This window comes from Kocuria gwangalliensis, assembly GCF_039544365.1.
GTDB classification, from domain to species: domain Bacteria; phylum Actinomycetota; class Actinomycetes; order Actinomycetales; family Micrococcaceae; genus Kocuria; species Kocuria gwangalliensis.
The window spans coordinates 133395-150695 of record NZ_BAABLN010000005.1 but is presented as its reverse complement, the minus strand read 5'-3'; the positions used below and the strand labels follow the sequence as shown (position 1 = coordinate 150695).

The 17301-nt window shown below is 66.2% G+C and carries 16 protein-coding genes and 2 pseudogenes; 8 read left to right on the top strand and 10 right to left on the bottom strand.

Going from position 1 to position 17301, the window contains the following annotated elements:
* Positions 1-129: 129 nt before the first annotated feature.
* A pseudogene (locus tag ABEA06_RS14530) lies at positions 130-618 on the top strand (AAA family ATPase); the annotation flags it as partial.
* Between the two features lie 139 nt (positions 619-757).
* Here ABEA06_RS14530 and ABEA06_RS03185 read toward each other — a convergent pair.
* Both ABEA06_RS03185 and ABEA06_RS03180 read right to left on the bottom strand, forming a co-directional pair.
* Positions 758-1978: an IS110 family RNA-guided transposase gene (locus tag ABEA06_RS03185; RefSeq protein ID WP_345310519.1), complete on the bottom strand. Its 1221-nt coding sequence runs from the start codon at positions 1976-1978 to the stop codon at positions 758-760.
* A 690-nt stretch (positions 1979-2668) separates the two neighbouring features.
* Positions 2669-3418 carry a hypothetical protein gene (locus tag ABEA06_RS03180; RefSeq protein WP_345310518.1) on the bottom strand — a complete coding sequence of 250 codons (750 nt, stop codon included), beginning with the start codon at positions 3416-3418 and terminating at the stop codon, positions 2669-2671.
* 430 nt (positions 3419-3848) lie between these two features.
* On the opposite strand from ABEA06_RS03180, the gene ABEA06_RS03175 reads away from it, so the two are divergent.
* Positions 3849-3989, top strand: coding sequence for a hypothetical protein (locus ABEA06_RS03175; protein ID WP_345310517.1), 141 nt, complete (start codon positions 3849-3851; stop codon positions 3987-3989).
* A gap of 34 nt (positions 3990-4023) precedes the next feature.
* On the opposite strand, the gene ABEA06_RS03170 is transcribed toward ABEA06_RS03175, so the two are convergent.
* The 3 genes from ABEA06_RS03170 to ABEA06_RS03160 are packed head-to-tail and all read right to left on the bottom strand — an operon-like array spanning position 4024 to position 6995.
* Positions 4024-4929 carry an ATP-binding protein gene (locus ABEA06_RS03170; RefSeq protein WP_345310516.1) on the bottom strand — a complete coding sequence of 302 codons (906 nt, stop codon included), beginning with the start codon at positions 4927-4929 and terminating at the stop codon, positions 4024-4026.
* Positions 4916-6358, bottom strand: coding sequence for a Mu transposase C-terminal domain-containing protein (locus tag ABEA06_RS03165; RefSeq protein ID WP_345310515.1), 1443 nt, complete (start codon positions 6356-6358; stop codon positions 4916-4918). Before ABEA06_RS03165 ends, ABEA06_RS03170 begins: the two co-directional genes overlap by 14 nt.
* 19 nt (positions 6359-6377) lie before the next feature.
* Entirely contained in the window at positions 6378-6995 is a 618-nt protein-coding gene (locus tag ABEA06_RS03160) for a recombinase family protein (protein ID WP_345310514.1), read from the bottom strand.
* A 493-nt stretch (positions 6996-7488) separates the two neighbouring features.
* Between ABEA06_RS03160 and ABEA06_RS03155 the strand changes: the two are divergent.
* Positions 7489-8115: pseudogene (locus tag ABEA06_RS03155) on the top strand (formylglycine-generating enzyme family protein).
* Positions 8116-8300: 185 nt separating this feature from the next.
* Complete coding sequence (locus ABEA06_RS03150; protein ID WP_109222935.1) at positions 8301-8894, top strand: recombinase family protein; 594 nt, start codon at positions 8301-8303, stop codon at positions 8892-8894.
* A gap of 154 nt (positions 8895-9048) precedes the next feature.
* Here the strand turns inward: ABEA06_RS03150 and ABEA06_RS03145 are convergent, their stop codons facing one another.
* The 4 genes from ABEA06_RS03145 to ABEA06_RS03130 all read right to left on the bottom strand — a co-directional run bounded on the left by ABEA06_RS03145 (position 9049) and on the right by ABEA06_RS03130 (position 12146).
* The gene (locus ABEA06_RS03145) at positions 9049-10044 is read right to left on the bottom strand and encodes a PIN domain-containing protein (protein ID WP_109149411.1); all 996 of its coding nucleotides are present in this window, start codon (positions 10042-10044) and stop codon (positions 9049-9051) included.
* Between the two features lie 210 nt (positions 10045-10254).
* The gene (locus ABEA06_RS03140; protein WP_129701456.1) at positions 10255-10683 is read right to left on the bottom strand and encodes a hypothetical protein; all 429 of its coding nucleotides are present in this window, start codon (positions 10681-10683) and stop codon (positions 10255-10257) included.
* A 159-nt stretch (positions 10684-10842) separates the two neighbouring features.
* Positions 10843-11672, bottom strand: a protein-coding gene (locus ABEA06_RS03135; protein ID WP_375545531.1) for an IS5 family transposase whose coding sequence is annotated in 2 segments (ribosomal slippage) — positions 10843-11304 and positions 11307-11672 — 828 coding nt in all. Because the reading frame shifts where the segments join, the coding sequence is not laid out codon by codon here.
* Between the two features lie 66 nt (positions 11673-11738).
* Positions 11739-12146 (bottom strand): hypothetical protein, encoded by a 408-nt coding sequence (locus tag ABEA06_RS03130; protein WP_129701458.1) that lies wholly within the window; start codon positions 12144-12146, stop codon positions 11739-11741.
* 325 nt (positions 12147-12471) lie between these two features.
* Between ABEA06_RS03130 and ABEA06_RS03125 the strand changes: the two genes are divergently transcribed.
* Positions 12472-12957 carry a hypothetical protein gene (locus tag ABEA06_RS03125; protein WP_109149407.1) on the top strand — a complete coding sequence of 162 codons (486 nt, stop codon included), beginning with the start codon at positions 12472-12474 and terminating at the stop codon, positions 12955-12957.
* A 16-nt stretch (positions 12958-12973) separates the two neighbouring features.
* On the opposite strand, the gene ABEA06_RS03120 is transcribed toward ABEA06_RS03125, so the two are convergent.
* Entirely contained in the window at positions 12974-13972 is a 999-nt protein-coding gene (locus tag ABEA06_RS03120) for an IS481 family transposase (RefSeq protein WP_109149413.1), read from the bottom strand.
* 290 nt (positions 13973-14262) lie between these two features.
* Between ABEA06_RS03120 and ABEA06_RS03115 the strand changes: the two genes are divergently transcribed.
* From ABEA06_RS03115 to ABEA06_RS03105, 3 genes are all read left to right on the top strand, one after another.
* Entirely contained in the window at positions 14263-14811 is a 549-nt protein-coding gene (locus ABEA06_RS03115) for a hypothetical protein (RefSeq protein WP_129701460.1), read from the top strand.
* Between the two features lie 398 nt (positions 14812-15209).
* On the top strand, positions 15210-15980 hold the full coding sequence (locus ABEA06_RS03110) for an ABC transporter ATP-binding protein (protein WP_345310523.1): 771 nt from the start codon (positions 15210-15212) through the stop codon (positions 15978-15980).
* 26 nt (positions 15981-16006) lie between these two features.
* On the top strand, positions 16007-17254 hold the full coding sequence (locus ABEA06_RS03105; RefSeq protein WP_249033839.1) for an ABC transporter permease: 1248 nt from the start codon (positions 16007-16009) through the stop codon (positions 17252-17254).
* Positions 17255-17301: the final 47 nt, after the last annotated feature.

The window sequence follows — 17301 nt, the reverse complement described above, 5'->3', positions numbered from 1 at the left end:
ATCAGACTGCCCGAGGCCTGGCCCTGGCAACAGGGACTCGAACGGCTCTTCACCGCCATCCACCCGCCACCACAATCGGCATAACCAACCAACCGAACGCCGCGCCCCGGCACAACCGAAAGACCAACAGTGGAACACCACCGGCAGCGAGGCCGGCCACCACGTCACGCCAAAAAACGGCTCAGTGCCGATCCGGGATATCGGCCGCCGGCCCGAACCCGCGTCGGTGGATCGAGGCTTAGCGAGGAGGCGCAACCGATCCAAGAACTTCCTCTTGGACGCGACATCAGGATCGAAGACGCGCCCGGCCACTCGCTCTTGGGCGTGGCGGCCGTGGGTGGCGGGGATGTGCACCTCACGCCCTCTATCCAGCAGCTCAGCAATGCCGACTGGGTGCAGCACGGGCGCGCCCATCTCGAACACACGCACGGTGTCTGTCCGTTCGGGCAGCAGACCGCTTCACCTGACCTCAGCGAACAGTTAGAGGCGTATTTCGATCGGGCCTACGTCGAACAGATGCAGCGACTGGCGGCGTTCGATCGACACTTCGAGTCCTGGGCGCAACAGCGGGCGTCCTATCTCCACAATCTGACGGCAACGCGTCGAGCCACGGAGCACATCAACTCCGAGCGGCTAGCCACGGGGTGGGCTGCACTGGAGAAGGAGATCTCTGACACGCGAGCGGTGCCGGTGTCGTGTCACAGGGGGCGGGTAGTGGTTGAGGCATCCAGGGTGGGGGGTGCTTCTATGGTTTTCGTCAAGCGGCTAGGGCCACGGTCGTTGGGGTGGGTTCTTGGTAGAAAGATCCGTCGCGCAACATGGCGTAGAGCACATCGGTTCGTCGTCTGGCCAGTGCGATCACAGCTTGGTTGTGGCGTTTACCCTCGGCCCGTTTTCGATCGTAATAGGCCCGTGAAGCGGGGCTAGCACTCAGCGAGGCGAAGGCGGAGAGGAACAAAGCCCGTTTGAGGACCTTGTTGCCCCGCCGGGAGGGTGATTCCCCGCGGATCGAGGTCCCGGACCTGCGTGTCACGGGTGCGATCCCGGCGTAGGAAGCCAGGTGTCCGGCGTCTTTGAAGTCCTTGCCCACGACTTCGGTGAGCAGCCGTGCTGCTGTCCTGACCCCTACCCCGGGCATTGAGGTCAGGACCTGGGTGAGAGGGTGCGTATCGACCACCGTGAGGATCTCGGTCTCGATCTCCACCCGCTGGGCGCCCAGTTGCGCGAGCTGGTCGGCCAGGCGCCCGATGATCTTCTCCGCCGCCGAGGTGCCCGTGACTATCACGGTTTGTTCGGCCAGGGCGGTGAAGATCTCCTCGGTGAGTTTCTCCGCCAACCGGGGCGCGTGCTTCTTCAGTAGAGCTCGTACATGGCCGCGGCCAGCGGTCTTCAATCGGGCCGGGGAAGAGTGCCGGGCCAAAAGGGCGATCACCCCTGGGTGGGCCAGTCGCGGGCCCAGCACGCGTTCCAGGGCGGGGTGGATCTGAGTGAGGAACCCGCGCAGCCGGTTGCGGACTTGGGTGATCTGGGAGGCGAGGTCATCATCGAACCCACACAACATTGACAGTTCGGCGATGTCTTCCTCGGTCAGGGTAATCCCACGCAGGGTGTGGGCCATGGTGCGGGCGGTGTTGGCGATGATGAACGCATCCCGGGCATCGGTTTTCGCTTGCCCCGGGTGCAGGTCCGCGACCCGGCGCATGGTCAGCCCGGGCAGGTAAGCCACCTCGATGCCCAGATCCTGGGCCACCGCGATCACCAGGGCACCGATGGTCTTGGGTTGATCCACAACCACCAGCACAGGCCCGTGAGTAGCGGCTAGGTCCTGGAGGAGCTCACGGATCTTGGGTTCGGATTGCGGGAGGGATTTATCGTGCACGACAGTGCCCTCAGCGCTCAAACCGGTGGCATGGTGGGCGGTCTTGCCGACGTCGATCCCGAGGTAGAGCTGGTGTTCCATGGTGGTCACCTTCTTCATCACGCAGGGGTGGGGGTGAGGTGACCAGGTGGTTCACTCGCCCGCATCCACGTTACAAAGTCCCGCCTGACGGGTCGTGCTTCTATTAGCGGTCCGTGTGAACCAGTACCGGCCCCGGTGACTACACCGCCTGCGATCATAAGCGACTGGGGGCGGACATCATGCCGGGGCCGGCTGGTTACCTACGCCTTCATCCTCCCGGACACCGGCGTCATGAAAAAGGTAACGGGGTAGGCGGCGCCGGGGAGGGCGTCCGAGGTCATGCTAGCGGCCCACCCCACCGCCCGGCGGGAGGACCGGCGACGGGGCTGACGTGGCGCAGAGGGTCTGAGAAGCCGAGGTGGGAGAGCTGCTTGGGGTCGCGCTGCCACTCCTCGGTGATTTTCACGTACGGGTGGAGGCAGATCCAGGTGCCGAGCAGAGCCGTGATCGTGGCGCGGGAGTGGGTACCGATAACGACTGTTTATGCATGGCTCTCACGCCCGCTTCGGTCCTGGGGTACTTGCTGTCTCCCGGGGTCGGCTGCACGAGCATGCGACGTCGTGGGTTCGAGCGGATGGGGATCGGAGACAGGAGTTCCGTGCGGAAGTTCCTTCCACCCACGCTCGGGCCCGCTCACCGGTGCTGGGCCGCCACGTAGCGGCGCCCGCCCCGGGGCCCGGTGTGGGCCGGGCCCCGGGGCGGGGCGGGTCAGCCGGTAATCCAGCCGTTGCGCACCGTGAAGGTGATGGTGGTGGCGGACAGCGGCCCGGCCTGGTCCCCGGAGCTGGCGGACAGGGCGTAGTGACCGTCGGGCAGGCCGGGGAGCCGGGTGGTGGCCAGCTGGTCCGTGTTCAGCCGCACCGTGACGCCGTCGCGGTGCAGCGACCAGGCCACGTCGTCCGCGCGGTGGCGCGGGACCTTCACGACCAAGGTGCCGCGGGCGGTGTTGGACACCGAGACGGTCTCCCCGCGCCGGTAGTTGGGTGTGAACACGCGCTTGAGCTGCCCGTCGCGCACGACCGCGGTGGCCTCCCCGATGGCCCGGATCGTGTTGCCGTCGGTGTCGCGGTAGCGGATCCGGTAGGTGCCGTCGGCCTCCACCGGGACCACAGCGGTGGATCCGCACAGGGCGGCCGACGCAGACCCGACGCCCTCGGGCCCGATGTAGCTCAGCTCCTGCTTCGACGCCGTCGACACGGGACCGGGGACCTCGACCACGATGTCCCCCTCGGCATTCTGGGAGATGTGCAGCTCGACGTCGCCGGCCTCGTAGACGACGACCCCGCGGTCGTGCACGGGTCGGGGGACCGTGGGGGACGGCGCCACGGACCCCGGGACGGTCGAGCAGTCCGGGATCCCCGGGCCGGCCGGGGCGGCGGTGGCCGGGCCCGCGGACAGGGTCAGGGCGAGGGCGGCGATCCCGAGCGTGCCGGATGCGGTGCGGATGCTATGGCGCATGTCAACCTCCAGGTGGAAGCCGGAGCGATCCGGCGGTGTAGTGCGAGTGTGAACAGGCTATGCACGGTGTTTGCACTAGTCACCTCACGATTGCATCACGAGGACCACCGCCCGTGGTTACTTCGATGAGAGGAAATCGATCACCCGGAGCCCCGAGACATCTCCTGGCCCGGGGAAGTGCGGCCGAGAACGCAGAGGGGACGAGGAGGAACGGAACGGTAGGACCGGCGTACAGCAGGCGAGAAGACCTGCAGCGCGCGCGAGGGTGGGTCCAGCCCGGGCAGGCACTGCCCAAGCAGCCCCGTAACACATCGATTTGCATTAGCATAATCGATACCTTTCCGTGACCATATCGCGATGGTAAATGCGCTTAGATGAAGGCGTTGCTATTGCAACAAACTGTGTGTTGACCAGTAGAAAGGCCCTTTCGATGAGCCTGCGACCCGTGCTCCTGATCGTCCCCGCCGCCGCGGCCCTGACCCTCGGCGGCATCACCGCCGCCCACGCCGTGGAACCGGCCCCGGGCGCACCGACCGGGCAGGAGCGGGTCTACGACCCCTCCACGCTGTAAGTCGCATCGGTAAGTGGCGTGGTTCTCGCGTCGTTTAGTGGCCAATGAGGAGGGCCTGTCGCGCGGCTTCGACGATCTCGGGCGTGAGTTCGTCGAGGTTGTTGACGGCTTGTACGCGTTCGATCTGGGTGAGCAGTCGGTCGACGAGGCGGAAGTTGCCCGCGGTGACTCGGACGATAGTCGCGACGGCGGTCGCGTGGGCGACGCCGCCGTCTGCTGGGTCCGCGGCTGCGGGAAGTCGTCTGGTCAGGACTGCGGTGAGTTCGTCGGGGGTGAGCTGGCGGTACTCGTGGGCGAAGCCGATCCGGCTATAGAGCTGAGGATAGCGGGCGAGGCGTTTCTCGATTCCGGGCATGCCGATCAGGATGACGCCCATGTGGTGGCGGTCGAAGTAGTCGCGGACCTGCTCGAGTCCGGTGGCTTTGAGGCGGTCGGCCTCGTCGATGATGAGTAGTTCGGTGCGGCCGCTGGAGCGGGACTCGATGTGGACATAGGGGTCCACGAGGCCGTGCTCGGCATAGTCCACGGCGAAGGAGATCTGCTGGCAGGCCCGGGGCAGGCCCTGGTCGATCTGCCGGGCAGTGGCGGCGACAGTGGGGGTGAAGAACGCGGTGCGGGCATCGAGCACGCGTTCCGGTACTGGGCCGAGGTCGTCGGTGAAGACGCACTGCCATTGCTCCCATTGGTCGGTGCCGGCGTAGTGCCGGGCGGAGAGGGTCTTGCCCACCCCGGGCGGTCCCCAGCACAGCCCGATGTAGCGGTGGGTCCGCACAGCGTCGGCGAACTCGGTGAAGCGGCGATGCTCACGGGTGGTCTGGAAGGGTGGCGGCTCGGCTGTTGGCGGGGCACTGCTGTTCACCTCCTCGAACTCGCCGGTGAGGAATCGGCGACCGTCGTCGTCTTTGCCCAGGAGGGTGTGTGCGGGGTTATTCGGTCGCATAGAGGCGCAATCCGTGTGGTGGCGGGTCTTCTTCGATGGGTACCGGCTCCTCGTTGGCAGGTGCCGGCGGGAGGTACCGGGTGTCGGTGGGCAGCGCATCGGCGAGGCTGCGGCGTTGCCGTAGTTGTTGCTTGAGGTCGCGCCGCCGTTGGGACCGGGCGGCTTGTAGCTCGTGGAGCGAGATGGATTCGGCGGCGAGCTCGGGAGCGATCGCGCGGCAGAGGTACTCATCGTTGAAGTAGACGCGGATTTCGCCGACGTCGCGCGGGTTGAAGCGCACGGTCACATGTTCGCCGACGTAGGCGGCCAGCACTGGGGACACGTACCGGGTGGAGGCGAACTGGATCCCGTCGCGTTGTACCTTCCGCGTCGCAGCCGCGGTCAGCAGGAGAAGGTCAAGGTCTTCGGGGTGCGCCGGCGCGCGGGGGATGAATCCGGATGCGCCCCAGCGGTGGGCAGGGGCTTCGCCGGTTTCCGAGTGCGGGCGCTGGTTGTACTCGGTGACGATGAACTGTTCCATGATCGCGTCGAGCTGCTCGAGGGTGAGCGTCGCAGGCGTGATGGGCTCTCCGTTCGTTCCGTGCGGGATGTGCCCGGGCAGATGCGGCAGGAGTTCGGTGGTGATGGAGCCGTAGAACCTCTCGATCTTCCCGCGTCCTTGCGGTACGCCGATCCGGGAGTGGATCAGCTGGATGTGCGTGTCTAGGCAGACCCGCTCGAGGCGCGCGGAGGTGAAGTCCGAGCCGTGATCGCTGTAGAGCACCTCGGGCAGGCCGCAGACGGGCCAGGCAGGGTCTGTCTTGGGGTTGATGGCTTGGTGCAGGGCGAGTGCTGTCTGCTCGGCTGTCGGGCTACCGAGAAAGAGGGTGTAGCCGGTGGTGACGCGGGAGTAGTCATCCAGCAGCACCGTCAACCAGGGCCGCACCGGGGCGCCGGTCTTGTCCAGGACCGCAACGTCCAGGAGCGTGTGATCGGCCTGCCACTGCTCGTTCGGGCGCGCGGCGGTGCGGCGGAGGACCAGTTCGAACCGGTCCCGGTACGCGGTATCCCCGTCCTGCGCGAGCGTGCGTAGACCCGGGTCGATGGCGCCGATGATCGCCCGGACGCTGGAGTAGCTCGGCGCGGTGAGTCCCCGGTCGTTCGCGATGTCGCCCACGCGGCGATGGACGAACGCTGCCGTAGGCTCGGGACAGCCAAGCGCCAGCGCTTCGATCATCTCGACGAGCTCGGACGGGATGCGCCTCGTCCCGCGGTCGGCTCGGTGGGGACGTTGCAGACCACGGGAGGTCGGGGCGGCGCGGTACTTCGCGGACCAGCGCGTGAGTGTCCGTAGGGGCACGCCGGACTCCGCCGCGATGCGTGTCCAGGGAACACCGTCTTCGTGCTGGCGCAACAGCATCACCTTTTCCTGCGGGGTCAGCTGTGCCATCGCGATCACCTACGTGGGTTCAGATCTCGGGACCGGTACCGGGGCCGGTCGCGGTCACCGGTTCCGGTGGCCGGGGTGGTAGGTGGCGGTAGAGGCTGGTGCGGGTGATCCCGGTCTTGGCCACGATCTCGGCCATGGTGTGCCCGGTGCCGCGCAGATGCTCCGCGTAGGCCAGCTTGTCCGGGTCCACCACCGTGGGCCGCCCGATCCGCCGGCCCTTGGCGGTAGCCACCGCCCGGGCGTGGGCGGCGCGCTCGAGGGTGTAGGTGCGTTCCATCTGCCCGAACAGCGCCAGCAGCACCACCGCCAGCTGGGCCATCGGATCACTTGGGTTGGTGGAGTCCACCTTGATCGGATCCGCCAGGTTGCGCACCCCCACCCCCCGCTCGGCCAGATCGTGGATGAGGTTCAAGGTGTCGCGCACCGTGCGCCCGAGCCGGTCCAGGGTGTGCACCACGATCACATCACCCTGGCGGGCGTAGGCCAGGGCCGCGGCCAAACCGGGACGCTGCGTGGTGGCTCCGGACTTCTTGTCCACATAGATCCGCTCCGCGGCGATGCCGACCTGGCGCAGGGCATCGATCTGCCGGTCGAGGTCCTGTTTGGCCGTCGACACCCGCGCGTACCCCAATTCCATGCCCTCAGCGTACCGGAAGTCGGTTCCGCACGGTCCAATTGAGATAGCATTTTGGGCTCAACTTTTGGGACACCATTTGCTATCCAAAGTCCTCGGACAGGGATCTCGCTGCCTACCGTCCCACTACCAAGGAAGTGGAACGCCCACCCGAGACCGGTCAACCCGTCGATCACCCGGAGCCTGACCGACCCGACAACCTCGATCGAGCCACATGACTTCGATGCCGTCATTTAGCTCCGCCAGAACATCGCCACTTGTCGCTGCAATTCACAGATGATAGATGTCACGATGTTCCGCTCTTTTACTCGCGTAGCTAACCTTCGCCCGCTGACGCCTGGAATCGCATGAAGACCTGACCTAGGCTCATTCTGTGCGGTTCTCTCATATCCCCGGCGGTCAGGTTCGTCTCACAGACGCGCGACGCGGGACCGAGAGGCACGTCGCCCTCGTCTCATTCTGGCTGAGCACAGTTGCTGTCAGCGAGACCGATCTCATGGCTGGACGGAACACAGAAACAGCTCCCGACGATCGCTCTTTGCCCGCGTCCGGTGTGACGTGGCGAGAGGCCGTCGCATGGTGCAACAGTGTATCCAAGCACGAGGGATTGCAGCCCGCCTACCTCATCGGCAGTGACACTGTTCACTGGAATCCACGGGCCGAGGGGTATCGGCTGCCCACCGAAGCCGAATAGGTTCACGGCAGCATGGGCGGCTCTATAGGGCCCCGCCACGGTCCGCTCGATCAGATCGCTTGGACAGAGGAGGACGGCACGACCGGCCCGCAGCCTTCTGCAAGTAAAGACGCTAATGCATACGGACTCTTCGACACGCTCGGCAACGTCTGGGAGTGGTGCTGGGACCGCCTCGACCCTGCACGATACGGCGACTACAGAGTACTCAAAGGCGGCGGTTGGGCAGACCCACAATGGAGTTGCCGGGTGGGTGTTCGCAGAGGGAATGCACCGGATGCCACAGTGGACGATGTCGGCTTTCGTGTAGCTCGCGGAGCTGTAGCTGAGCACGAACTCGCCGACGGCGGACAGGGGTGGTCGGAGCGCGCCGACCGTCAGCGTGCAATGCTCGACGGCCCGCTACCCGTGGGCTGGACGCCGTTGAAATAGACAATTCGCGAATGATCGACTTACGGGCATCAGTAGGTGACAAATAGCGCTGTCAGAACACGGCCAATTAGCGCTGCGATTCACACCGCATGTTTCCGCGGTTCGGCCTGTCTCGTAGCTATGTGCTTTATCCATACCCCTAGAATCAGATACTCAACGTCGGTTGCGAGACAGATGGGGTGGACATGGGGAAGCTGATCGGCTATGCCCGAGTGTCGACGCGGCAGCAGGACGCAGACCGTCAAGTGTCTGACCTCCTGGGTGCCGGTGTGCGGCGCGATGACATCTATGTCGACAGTGGAGTGTCTGGAGGGCGTGCTTCGCGTCCGCAGTTTGACCGGGCGGTCGCTGCGCTCGAGTCGGGGGACACTCTGGTGATCACCACGCTGGACCGGCTGGGCCGCTCGACGCAGAACATGCTGGCCTTCGCCGAGGCACTGCGGGCGAGGGGAGCGGGGCTGAGGGTGCTCAACCTGGGTGGGGGAGACGTGGACACGGCCACCCCGATGGGGTCGATGGTGTTCACGGTGATGGCGGCCTTGGCCCAGATGGAGTTGGAGATCAAGCGGGAGCGGATCACCGACTCGGTGGCCAAGCGCCGGGCCGCCGGCCAGGACCTCGGCGGGCGCCGCCCGACCTTCACCGACTCCCAGATCCGCAACGCCCTCCGACTGATTGACGGTGGGGAGCCGGCTACCCAGGTCGCCCGCGACCTCGGGATGTCGAGGGCTACCCTCTACCGGCGGATCCGGGAGCTGCCGCCAGCGACGAGCATCTGAGGCCGTCGTTATCTGTGGACATCGTGATGCGTATGACGCACCTGAGCGGGCTTTTCACCGGGCGGGGTAATCGGGCATGACAACGCCTCGCGGTTGCTTACTGAGCGAACAGGCGTGCAGTGACTCGGATGGGGTCCGGCTTACGTACGGCGGATCAGGTGTCGAGGAAGTCCCACTCGCTACCCAGCACCCACCGCAGCGCGCTCATCTTCCCGTTCAGCACCCCGATTTCGAAGTCCGTGTACGGCCCGAGTTGCCCGGGCTCGGTATAGGTAGCCTCGACCCTTGCACGGCCGGGGCCGGCGACGGCCTGGTTGCGCTCGAGCTCCTCCGCGTCCCCTTCCCGTTCGGCGCGGTAGTCGGCCTGCAAGGACCGGTGGTACCAGATACGGTCGAACATCTCCTTCTCCGCGGCGACGATGTCGTCCAGCCGACGGGGCTCTTCTTGGAAGTCAGTCTCCTCGAAAAGCTCCTCGATCTCCTCACCGAAGTAGTCGCGCAGGACCACGTCGAGGCCGTCCACCCCAAGGGCGTATCGGCTACCGGTTCCGTCGAACGCATCCGCAATGTCGTCATGCGGCTCCCGCTTATCGCCATTCGCCCGAGAGAAGTCGGTGTGGTTGGTGGTGACGAAGGCGTGCGGGTGCTCCGCGAGGTCCGCTCCCTGTGTGGCGATCTGGTAAAGCTCGAATATGACGGCGTCAGCGACACTGTTCTTCCCGCTGTGGAAGGGCGCAGCTTTTCTCAACCCCCGCTCGACGACGCGCTTTATCTCGGCCTCTGATTGCTCGACGATCTGACCGGCGACGAGGAGCTCACGGATATCCCGGAAGTTCCGGGTCGTCATCGCGCCGACGAGCGGGAGGTGCCGGCCGAGGTTTTCGATGACCTCCACGGCATGAGCATCGTCGTCGCTGCCGTAGGTCACGAGGTCATGGCGGATCTGCTTGAACCGGCCCGCGATGCTGGACGTCATCGCCGCCTGCACGCGGGCTTCGTTGCGGTCGAACTCCTCAATGACCACGGGCGGAACCAGCAGCTTCACCTCTCCCTGACAAATGAGTACCCGCAGAGCGACGATCCAGCGCTGCCCATCTCGACGTTGCGCAAGGTCGAGACATGTAGAGGTGTCGATGAGGAGGTGCAGCACGAGATCAGCCTACGGGGAGCGTTGCCTCCGCGGGTGATGCTCGGCACGCCCGAGCCCCGTCCTGAGAACCAAGGCGGTGCATCGCTACAGCCTCTGCACCATCTATCTAGTACTCGGCGAGGTCGGCATGGGGTCCTCGCCGCTCGGCAGCGTGGAACCGAACCGGGGCGGCGCGAGGGAAGGTCTTCTTCGACCGTCTGAAGGGTGGTGTCAGTCGTGAGGGTTGTTGGGGTGTCCGAAAGTATGTGCTGTCGCGGAGTGCGACGTGGCCTGCGGGGTCTGCTTGGTTCGACGGAGCAGGGCCAGTCGGACGATAGACACCAGGACGATCACCAGCGCGAGGCTGAAAAAAATCATGTCCAGCGCATTCCACCCATCGTCCAGGCGCCACAGGGACGAGGCGGCAATCCAGGTGCCCATGAAGACACCGAACCAATTCTCCCCGCGCGTCCCGTGGCGTGGTCCCCGCCGCTGGTACTCCTCCAGGCCGGCAGGGGGCCCGAAGATGGACAGGGTCCGGCCGGCTTTGTGAGAAGCCCGGATCTGATAGAGCCCCAGCCCCACCCCGAACAAGCCCAGCGTGGCCGCGAAAAGCGCCATCAACGCCGTTCCTGGATTGCTGGTGGTTCCCAGGCTCACGACCCCAATCAGGACGCACAGCCCCATCGCGATCGTGAAGAAGTAGTTCCGCATCTTCCCCCATCTGGTGGTACGTCTTGTGCTCGAGAGCTGCGATGACAGTTCGCGGCACATCGTGGAGCTCCGGATGTCCGGAGTACGAGTCCCTAAGAAGTGGTTTCAATAGTCTTTCCGGGGCAGACGCCGTGCGCAGATGACAGTGATGGCCAGGGTCGCCACAGCGGTGATGGTGGTAGCACTGCGGTCGTAGCGGATGGCCAGGCGACGGAAGGCCAGCAACCAGGAGATGGTGCGTTCCACCACCCAGCGGTGCCGGCCCAGGCGTTCGCTGGAGTCCACCCCGATGCGGGCGATGCGGGCGGTGATCCCGCGCCGGCGCAGGTAGCGGCGGACTCGTCGGTTGTCGTATGCCTTGTCCGCGTGCAGCTTGACCGGTCGGCGCCGTGGACGGCCGCGGCCTCGGCCCTTGACCGGGCTCAAACCGTCCAGGATCGGCTCCACGAGCATGGAGTCGTGGCGGTTGGCTCCGGTGATCGCCACCGCCAGCGGCAACCCGTCGGCAGTGACCAGCAGGTGGTACTTCGTGCCGAGTTTGCCGCGATCCGTGGGATTGGGGCCGGTCAGTTCACCCCCCTTTTCGCCCGGACACTCACCGAATCCAAAGACGCCCTCGACCAGTCCAGCGCCCCGTCCTGGCCGAGCTGGTCCAGGACGGTGTGGTGGAGCTTCTCCCACACCCCGGCCTCCTGCCAGGCCCGCAGTCGGCGCCAGCAGGTGATCCCTGAGCCGAAGCCCAGCTCGGTGGGGAGTTTCTTCCATGCGATGCCGTTCTCGGCCACGAACAGGATGCCTTCCAGCGCGGCCCGGTCATCAACCCGAGGCCGCCCGGTGCGCCCGTTCTTCGCCGGCGGGGGTGGCGGGATCAAGGGTTCCAGCAGCTCCCACAGCTGGTCGCTGACCAGTCGTCCGAACGTTCTCTGACTCGCCATGGCAGTCATGATCACCGGCCTGGTCGACCCCACTCAACGCCTCAGCCGTAACTATTGAAACCACTTCTAAGTGTCCTCGGCCCCTTCGGTGCGTGGAGTGCTCTTTGCCCGGTGTCGCCACCAGTCGATGGCGACGGCGACCACGGCTAGACCCGCAGCCCCGGCCCATAGCCATCTCGTCACTGGGTCGTCAGCGCGCACGGCGAGAACGACCCAGATGGCCACGGGTGGAGCCCACAACGCGTATCGGAGATTCGCGGACCTGGGCCGATTCCTTGTCCTTGAGGAGTCCCGCTGAGCCTTGGCGATGAAGTGCAGATAGAGAATCGCCGGTAGCCCGCCGATCAAGTACACGGCGCAGACAACGAAGGCCTGCGTCTCCGTGAGGTCGAACCACCCGGTGGCGAACCCGAGCACCGCGGCACAGACAGCGCAGACGAGCAGCGACGTGGCCTCCATGCGTCGATAGTTCATGGGCCCCTCCCTGCCTGTCTGCCACGGTACCGGGGTGGTTCGCATTCGAGAATGAACACTTGTGGGGACCTACCGAGAGCCTTGAAGAGCGGAGATCCACAGGCCCAGAGACTGATGGAGACTTGGTGGACTCCGCGACGAGCCGCATTGCGGTAGGGGTTGCCTCCCGCGCATCGGGGGCCGATCTGACCTGGAACGGGGTGGGGCTGAGGGTGGGAGCACTCTTCCTGCAAAAGTATGGACAACTCGAGGGGCCTGATATTTCTACCTTGCGGTAAGAATGGAGGATGTCCTCAGATTCTCTGGAGGGCGACGAAAGGACGTCGTGGAAGTACTCGAGATGGTTGTCACCGGCCTGATGTTCGTGTTCGTGCTGACCATCATCTTCAAGAGCTGGGCCAGACCTACTGCTCCACGGGCCGGGCACAGCCGGGACCCTGAGGTGGCGGTGGATCGCCCCATCGAGGGAGCCCGGGTGATGATCTGGGGCCCGACCCTGTTCGTAGCAATTTTTGCTGTGTTTGTGGCGACTCGCATGGCTTATGAGAATGTCCAAGAGTTCCCCGACTTTCTAGCCTATGGTCTGTTGCTGGCTGCCGGCATTGAGCTGGTCCTCTATCTGTGTGTCACGCGTGTTTTCGTCGGCCCGGTTCTGGAGACGTTCATTCAGCGTTCGGAGGGCACCTACAACGAGGAGCTGGAGGCCTTCTATGTCCGGGAGTATCAAAGGTTCTCGCGTATTCCCCTGGTTTTAGCCGGCGTTTTCGCACCGGCTGGTGTGCTCCTGCTGCTGTGGGCAGTCATCGCATAAGAACACCAGCCCTGGCCTAGCTGTAGTTCCCCGTGAGGTTGTGAACGCGGACTGAGGGGACGTTGCCGCTGATGCCGGTGTGGGGTCGGTGGTGATTGTAGTGGTGGAGCCAGTCCTGATAGGTGGCCGCGCGGGATTCCTCGGAGTCGTATGCGCTGGCGTAGGCCCATTCGGCGACCAGGGTGCGGTTGAAGCGCTCCACCTTGCCGTTGGTCTGCGGCCGGTAGGGGCGGGTTCTCTTGTGCTCGATCTGCCCCAGGGCCGCGGCGAAGGTGCGCGACCGGTAGCAGGACCCGTTGTCGGTCATCACCGCGATGATGGTGATCCCGGCCGTGGCGAAGAAACCCTGGGCCCTCCCCAGGAAGCCGGCAGCGGTCTCCTTTCGCTCATCGTCGAGGATCTCGGAATAGACCAACCGGGAGTGATCATCGATGGCGTGATGCAGATAGCGATAGCCGCGTGAGCCGCGGGCCCCGGCGCGTGCGGCGCGGTCGCGCACCACACCGGCCTGCCGGTCCGGTGCCGATCCGCGCCCGTGCACCCGCCATCCTCCGCCGGCGGGGATGCGTCCGAGCTTCTTGATGTCCAGGTGCACCAGTTCCCCGGGCCGGGACTTTTCGTAGCGCACGGGAGTGGACCGGCGCACCGGCAAACCGGTGGCCCGGTCCACCTGGGTCAGCAGCGGCATCCGGTACCGGGCCAGCACCCGCCCGACCGTTGAACGCGGCAGACCCAGGTGGTAGCCGATCCGGTGCAGGCCCCACCGGCGGGTGACGCGCAGCGCGATGATCCGCCGCTCGGTGCGTGCTGCCAGGCGCCGCGGGCACCTGCGGGGTCGACTGGACCGGTCGGTCAGTGGCTCACCGGCCCGGTACCGGCCGGCCCATTTCGAGGCTGTGGCCGGTGAGACCTGGAACCGCTCGGCGGCCCGGCGGATGGACCAGCCCTGATCGATGATGAGCACCGCCAGACGTAGCCGGCCCACCGGCGTCAAAGGAGCGTTAGCGTGGGACACGAAGACCTCCGTGTTCAGGACAGTGAGTGTGGTGACCCACATCCTGCACGGAGGTCTTCGCCTACCTCAGCCGTTCACAACGTGTCGGGGAACTACACCTAGCGGGCGCGCGAGGGCGTGACGTCGTAAACGACGTCGGTACGGGGCCGCCCACTCCGCGAGGGGGCATCACCTGACCACACCAACCCCGGTAAAGGGTGCACTAGGGGTTCGGCTTCGGGCGGAGCCTGATGAGGGTCCCCTTTTGTGCGCCGAGACTGCCGCCCACATTGGGCGGTAGCGTCGCGAACGTGGACGTGGATGCTGGTGCCGTTGGGTGCGACATTCGACCCGCCGGCGGACTCTCGATCCCCACGGTTGGTCAGCTCATCAGGCGCGCCTTGCCGACAAGTGCGGTGGCGGTGATCAGCTTTCCGGCGCTGGCGTGGTTCCTGCCCGATGCTGCGCCGGAGCTGCTGTGGTTCCTGGCTACCTTGGCCGTCTTCGGGTTGCTGATGCTCGTCCACTACTTCGCTCAGGCCCCACGTCCTCGTTTCAACAAGAAGGTCAGCAGGGTGCGATGGCAGGGGGCGCTGTCCTCGGCACCGAAGTTCAGGATCGTGCCGTCGGATCCCGACGTCCGGACCGCTGCGGGCCTGGCCGCCTGCGCCATCGTCGAGGGGCTTGTGGTGATGGTGGCTGTCCTGCTGGGCATGTTCCTCGGTGAGCTCGTCCGGCCGGAGTTTCCGTGGGTGTTGGCCTCTTGTGGGGCGTTGGGGGTCGCGATCGGTTCCGCCTTCCGGATCCGGCGCGCCTGGTGCTATCTGCACGTGCTGCACGCTGGGTCGCGGTCCGATTGACTACTGGACCTGTCACGTCGCGGTTGGGGTTGACCATCGTGTCCCTCGGGTACGGGACGTTCGTTCCGGTTCCTGTCTCTGCGTGGCCCCGTGGGGCGGGGCGGGACTGTTCTCTGGGCCCGGACAACCGCGGCCCCGGGCGGTGCGCGCTGTCGTGGGGCCTCCGGGCAGTGGCGGATTGACGCCCGGAACCGCGTCCTGACGGGGGTCAGGAGCAAGAGCGCGAGCAGGCATCGGGGGGCACCCCTTTAGTGGGGACGCGCGTCGCATACCCCCGTGTGTGTGCTTTCGCACATGATGAAGGGTGGGGGTGAGACGCCGTCCCACACCGGCCATTCAGGGGTTGACTGCCCGCAGTGGTCGCCGGCCGGCGTGCGAGGAGGGGGAGAACAGGAATGATGATGCCCGCGGTGCTTCAGGTGCAAGACCTGGTGAAGTCCTACGGTCAGGGTGATGCGGGGTTCACCGCCCTGGGCGGGGTGAGTCTGGCGATCGAGGCGGGGGAGTCGGTGGCGATCGTGGGGAAGTCCGGGTCGGGCAAATCCACCCTGATGCACCTGCTGGCCCTGCTGGACGCCCCGACCTCCGGTGCCGTGGCCCTGCACGGGTCGCCCACCGCATCGATGAGTGCCCGGGAGCTGAACCGGGTCCGCAACGCCTCCTTCGGGTTCGTGTTCCAGCAGTTCTACCTCACCGCGAACCAGACGGTGCTGGAGAACGTGGTGCTGCCGCTGAAGATCGCCGGAGTGGGCGCGGCCGAACGCAAACGCCGGGGCCTGGCGGTCCTGGAGCGCCTGGAGCTGGCGGAGAAGGCCCACAGCAGGGCGGTGGATCTGTCCGGGGGGCAGAAGCAGCGGGTGGCGATTGCCCGGGCGGTGGTCAACGATCCGGCGGTGATCTTCGCCGATGAGCCCACGGGGAATCTGGATTCGGCCACCGGGTCGGTGGTCCAGGACATCCTCTTCGAGCTCAACCGCCAACGGGGCATCACCTTGGTGGTGGTCACCCACGACGCGGACCTGGCGGGCCGCTGCGACCGCCGGGTGCAGCTGCGCGACGGGCGGATCGTGGAGACACCGGCCCGTACCGTCCCCGGGCCGGGCCTCGGCGGGGTAGAGGCCGCCCCTCAGGGCGGGGCCGCCCTCGGGGTCACCGGCGGTGTCCGGTGAGGGGGCGGGACCTGGTCGGCTCCGCGGTGACCAGCACGCTGCGGGGCCGGATCCGCACGGTGCTGACCGTGGTGGCCGTGTTCATCGGCGCCTGTGCCCTGACCCTGACCTCGGGGATGGGCACCGGGGTCAACCGCTACATCGACGTCACCGTCGCCACCTTCGGTGACGCCAGCGCACTGTACGTGCAGAAGTCCCAGCCGCTGATCGAGCTGTCTGCCGGGTCGGGGCCGCAAAAATACGATCCGGACTCCACCCAGATCGCCACCGGGTTCGGGGTGTCCTTCGTGGGCCTGTCGGACCAGGACGTCGCCACCATCGAGGGGATCGACGGGGTGGGGGAGGTGGCACCGGTCTACAACGTGGTCCCCACCTATCTGCAAGCCGGGCAGGAGAGGTTCCAGCTGACCCTGGGCATCCCGGTCGACTCCGAAGGAGTGCAGATGGCCTCCGGGTCGGTCGCGGCCGAGGGTGCGGACGAACTGGCGATCCCCGACACCTGGGTCACCGACCTCGGCTTCGGCTCACCCCAGGAGGCCGTCGGGGCCACCGTGCAGATCGTGATGACCAACAAAGCCGGGCAACAGCAGGAATTCGACGCCCGCGTCTCCGGGGTGACCCAGGCCAGCCTGGCCGGGGTGTCCAGGAACCCCATCCCCTCGACCTCCTTCAACGAACGCCTCTACGCCTACCAGGTCAGCGGCAGCCCCGAGGAGATCCCGGCCAGTTACATCATGGCCCGGGCCATCATGGACGACGCGGGCCGGGCCGGACCGATCCAGGCCCAACTGGAGGAGGCCGGGATGATCGGGCTGACCGTCGAGGACCAGCTGGGCATGTTCCGCACCGTCATCAACGCCATCATCTGGATCCTCAACGCGTGCGCGATCATCGCCCTGATCGCTGCCGGACTGGGCATCGTCAACACGCTGCTGATGTCCGTCCAGGAACGCACCCGCGAGATCGGGCTGATGAAAGCCATGGGCATGAGCGGACCCAAGGTCTTCGGCCTGTTCTCCCTGGAAGCCGTATTCATCGGGCTGCTGGGGGCGGTGCTCGGGGCGGCCACCGGGGTAGCCGCCGGCACCTACCTGACCCAGGTGCTGGCCGAGGGCTTCCTGGCCGGGCTGCCCGGGCTGTCCCTGTTCACCTTCCAGGCCCCGAGAATCGCCCTGATCGTGGCGGCCGTCCTGACCATCGCCTTCGCCGCCGGCACGATCCCGGCCGTGCGCGCCGCCCGGAAAGACCCCATCACTGCCCTGCGCCACGAATGACCACACCCACCGGCGGCACTGCTACCGGCACAGCGAAGGACCACCGG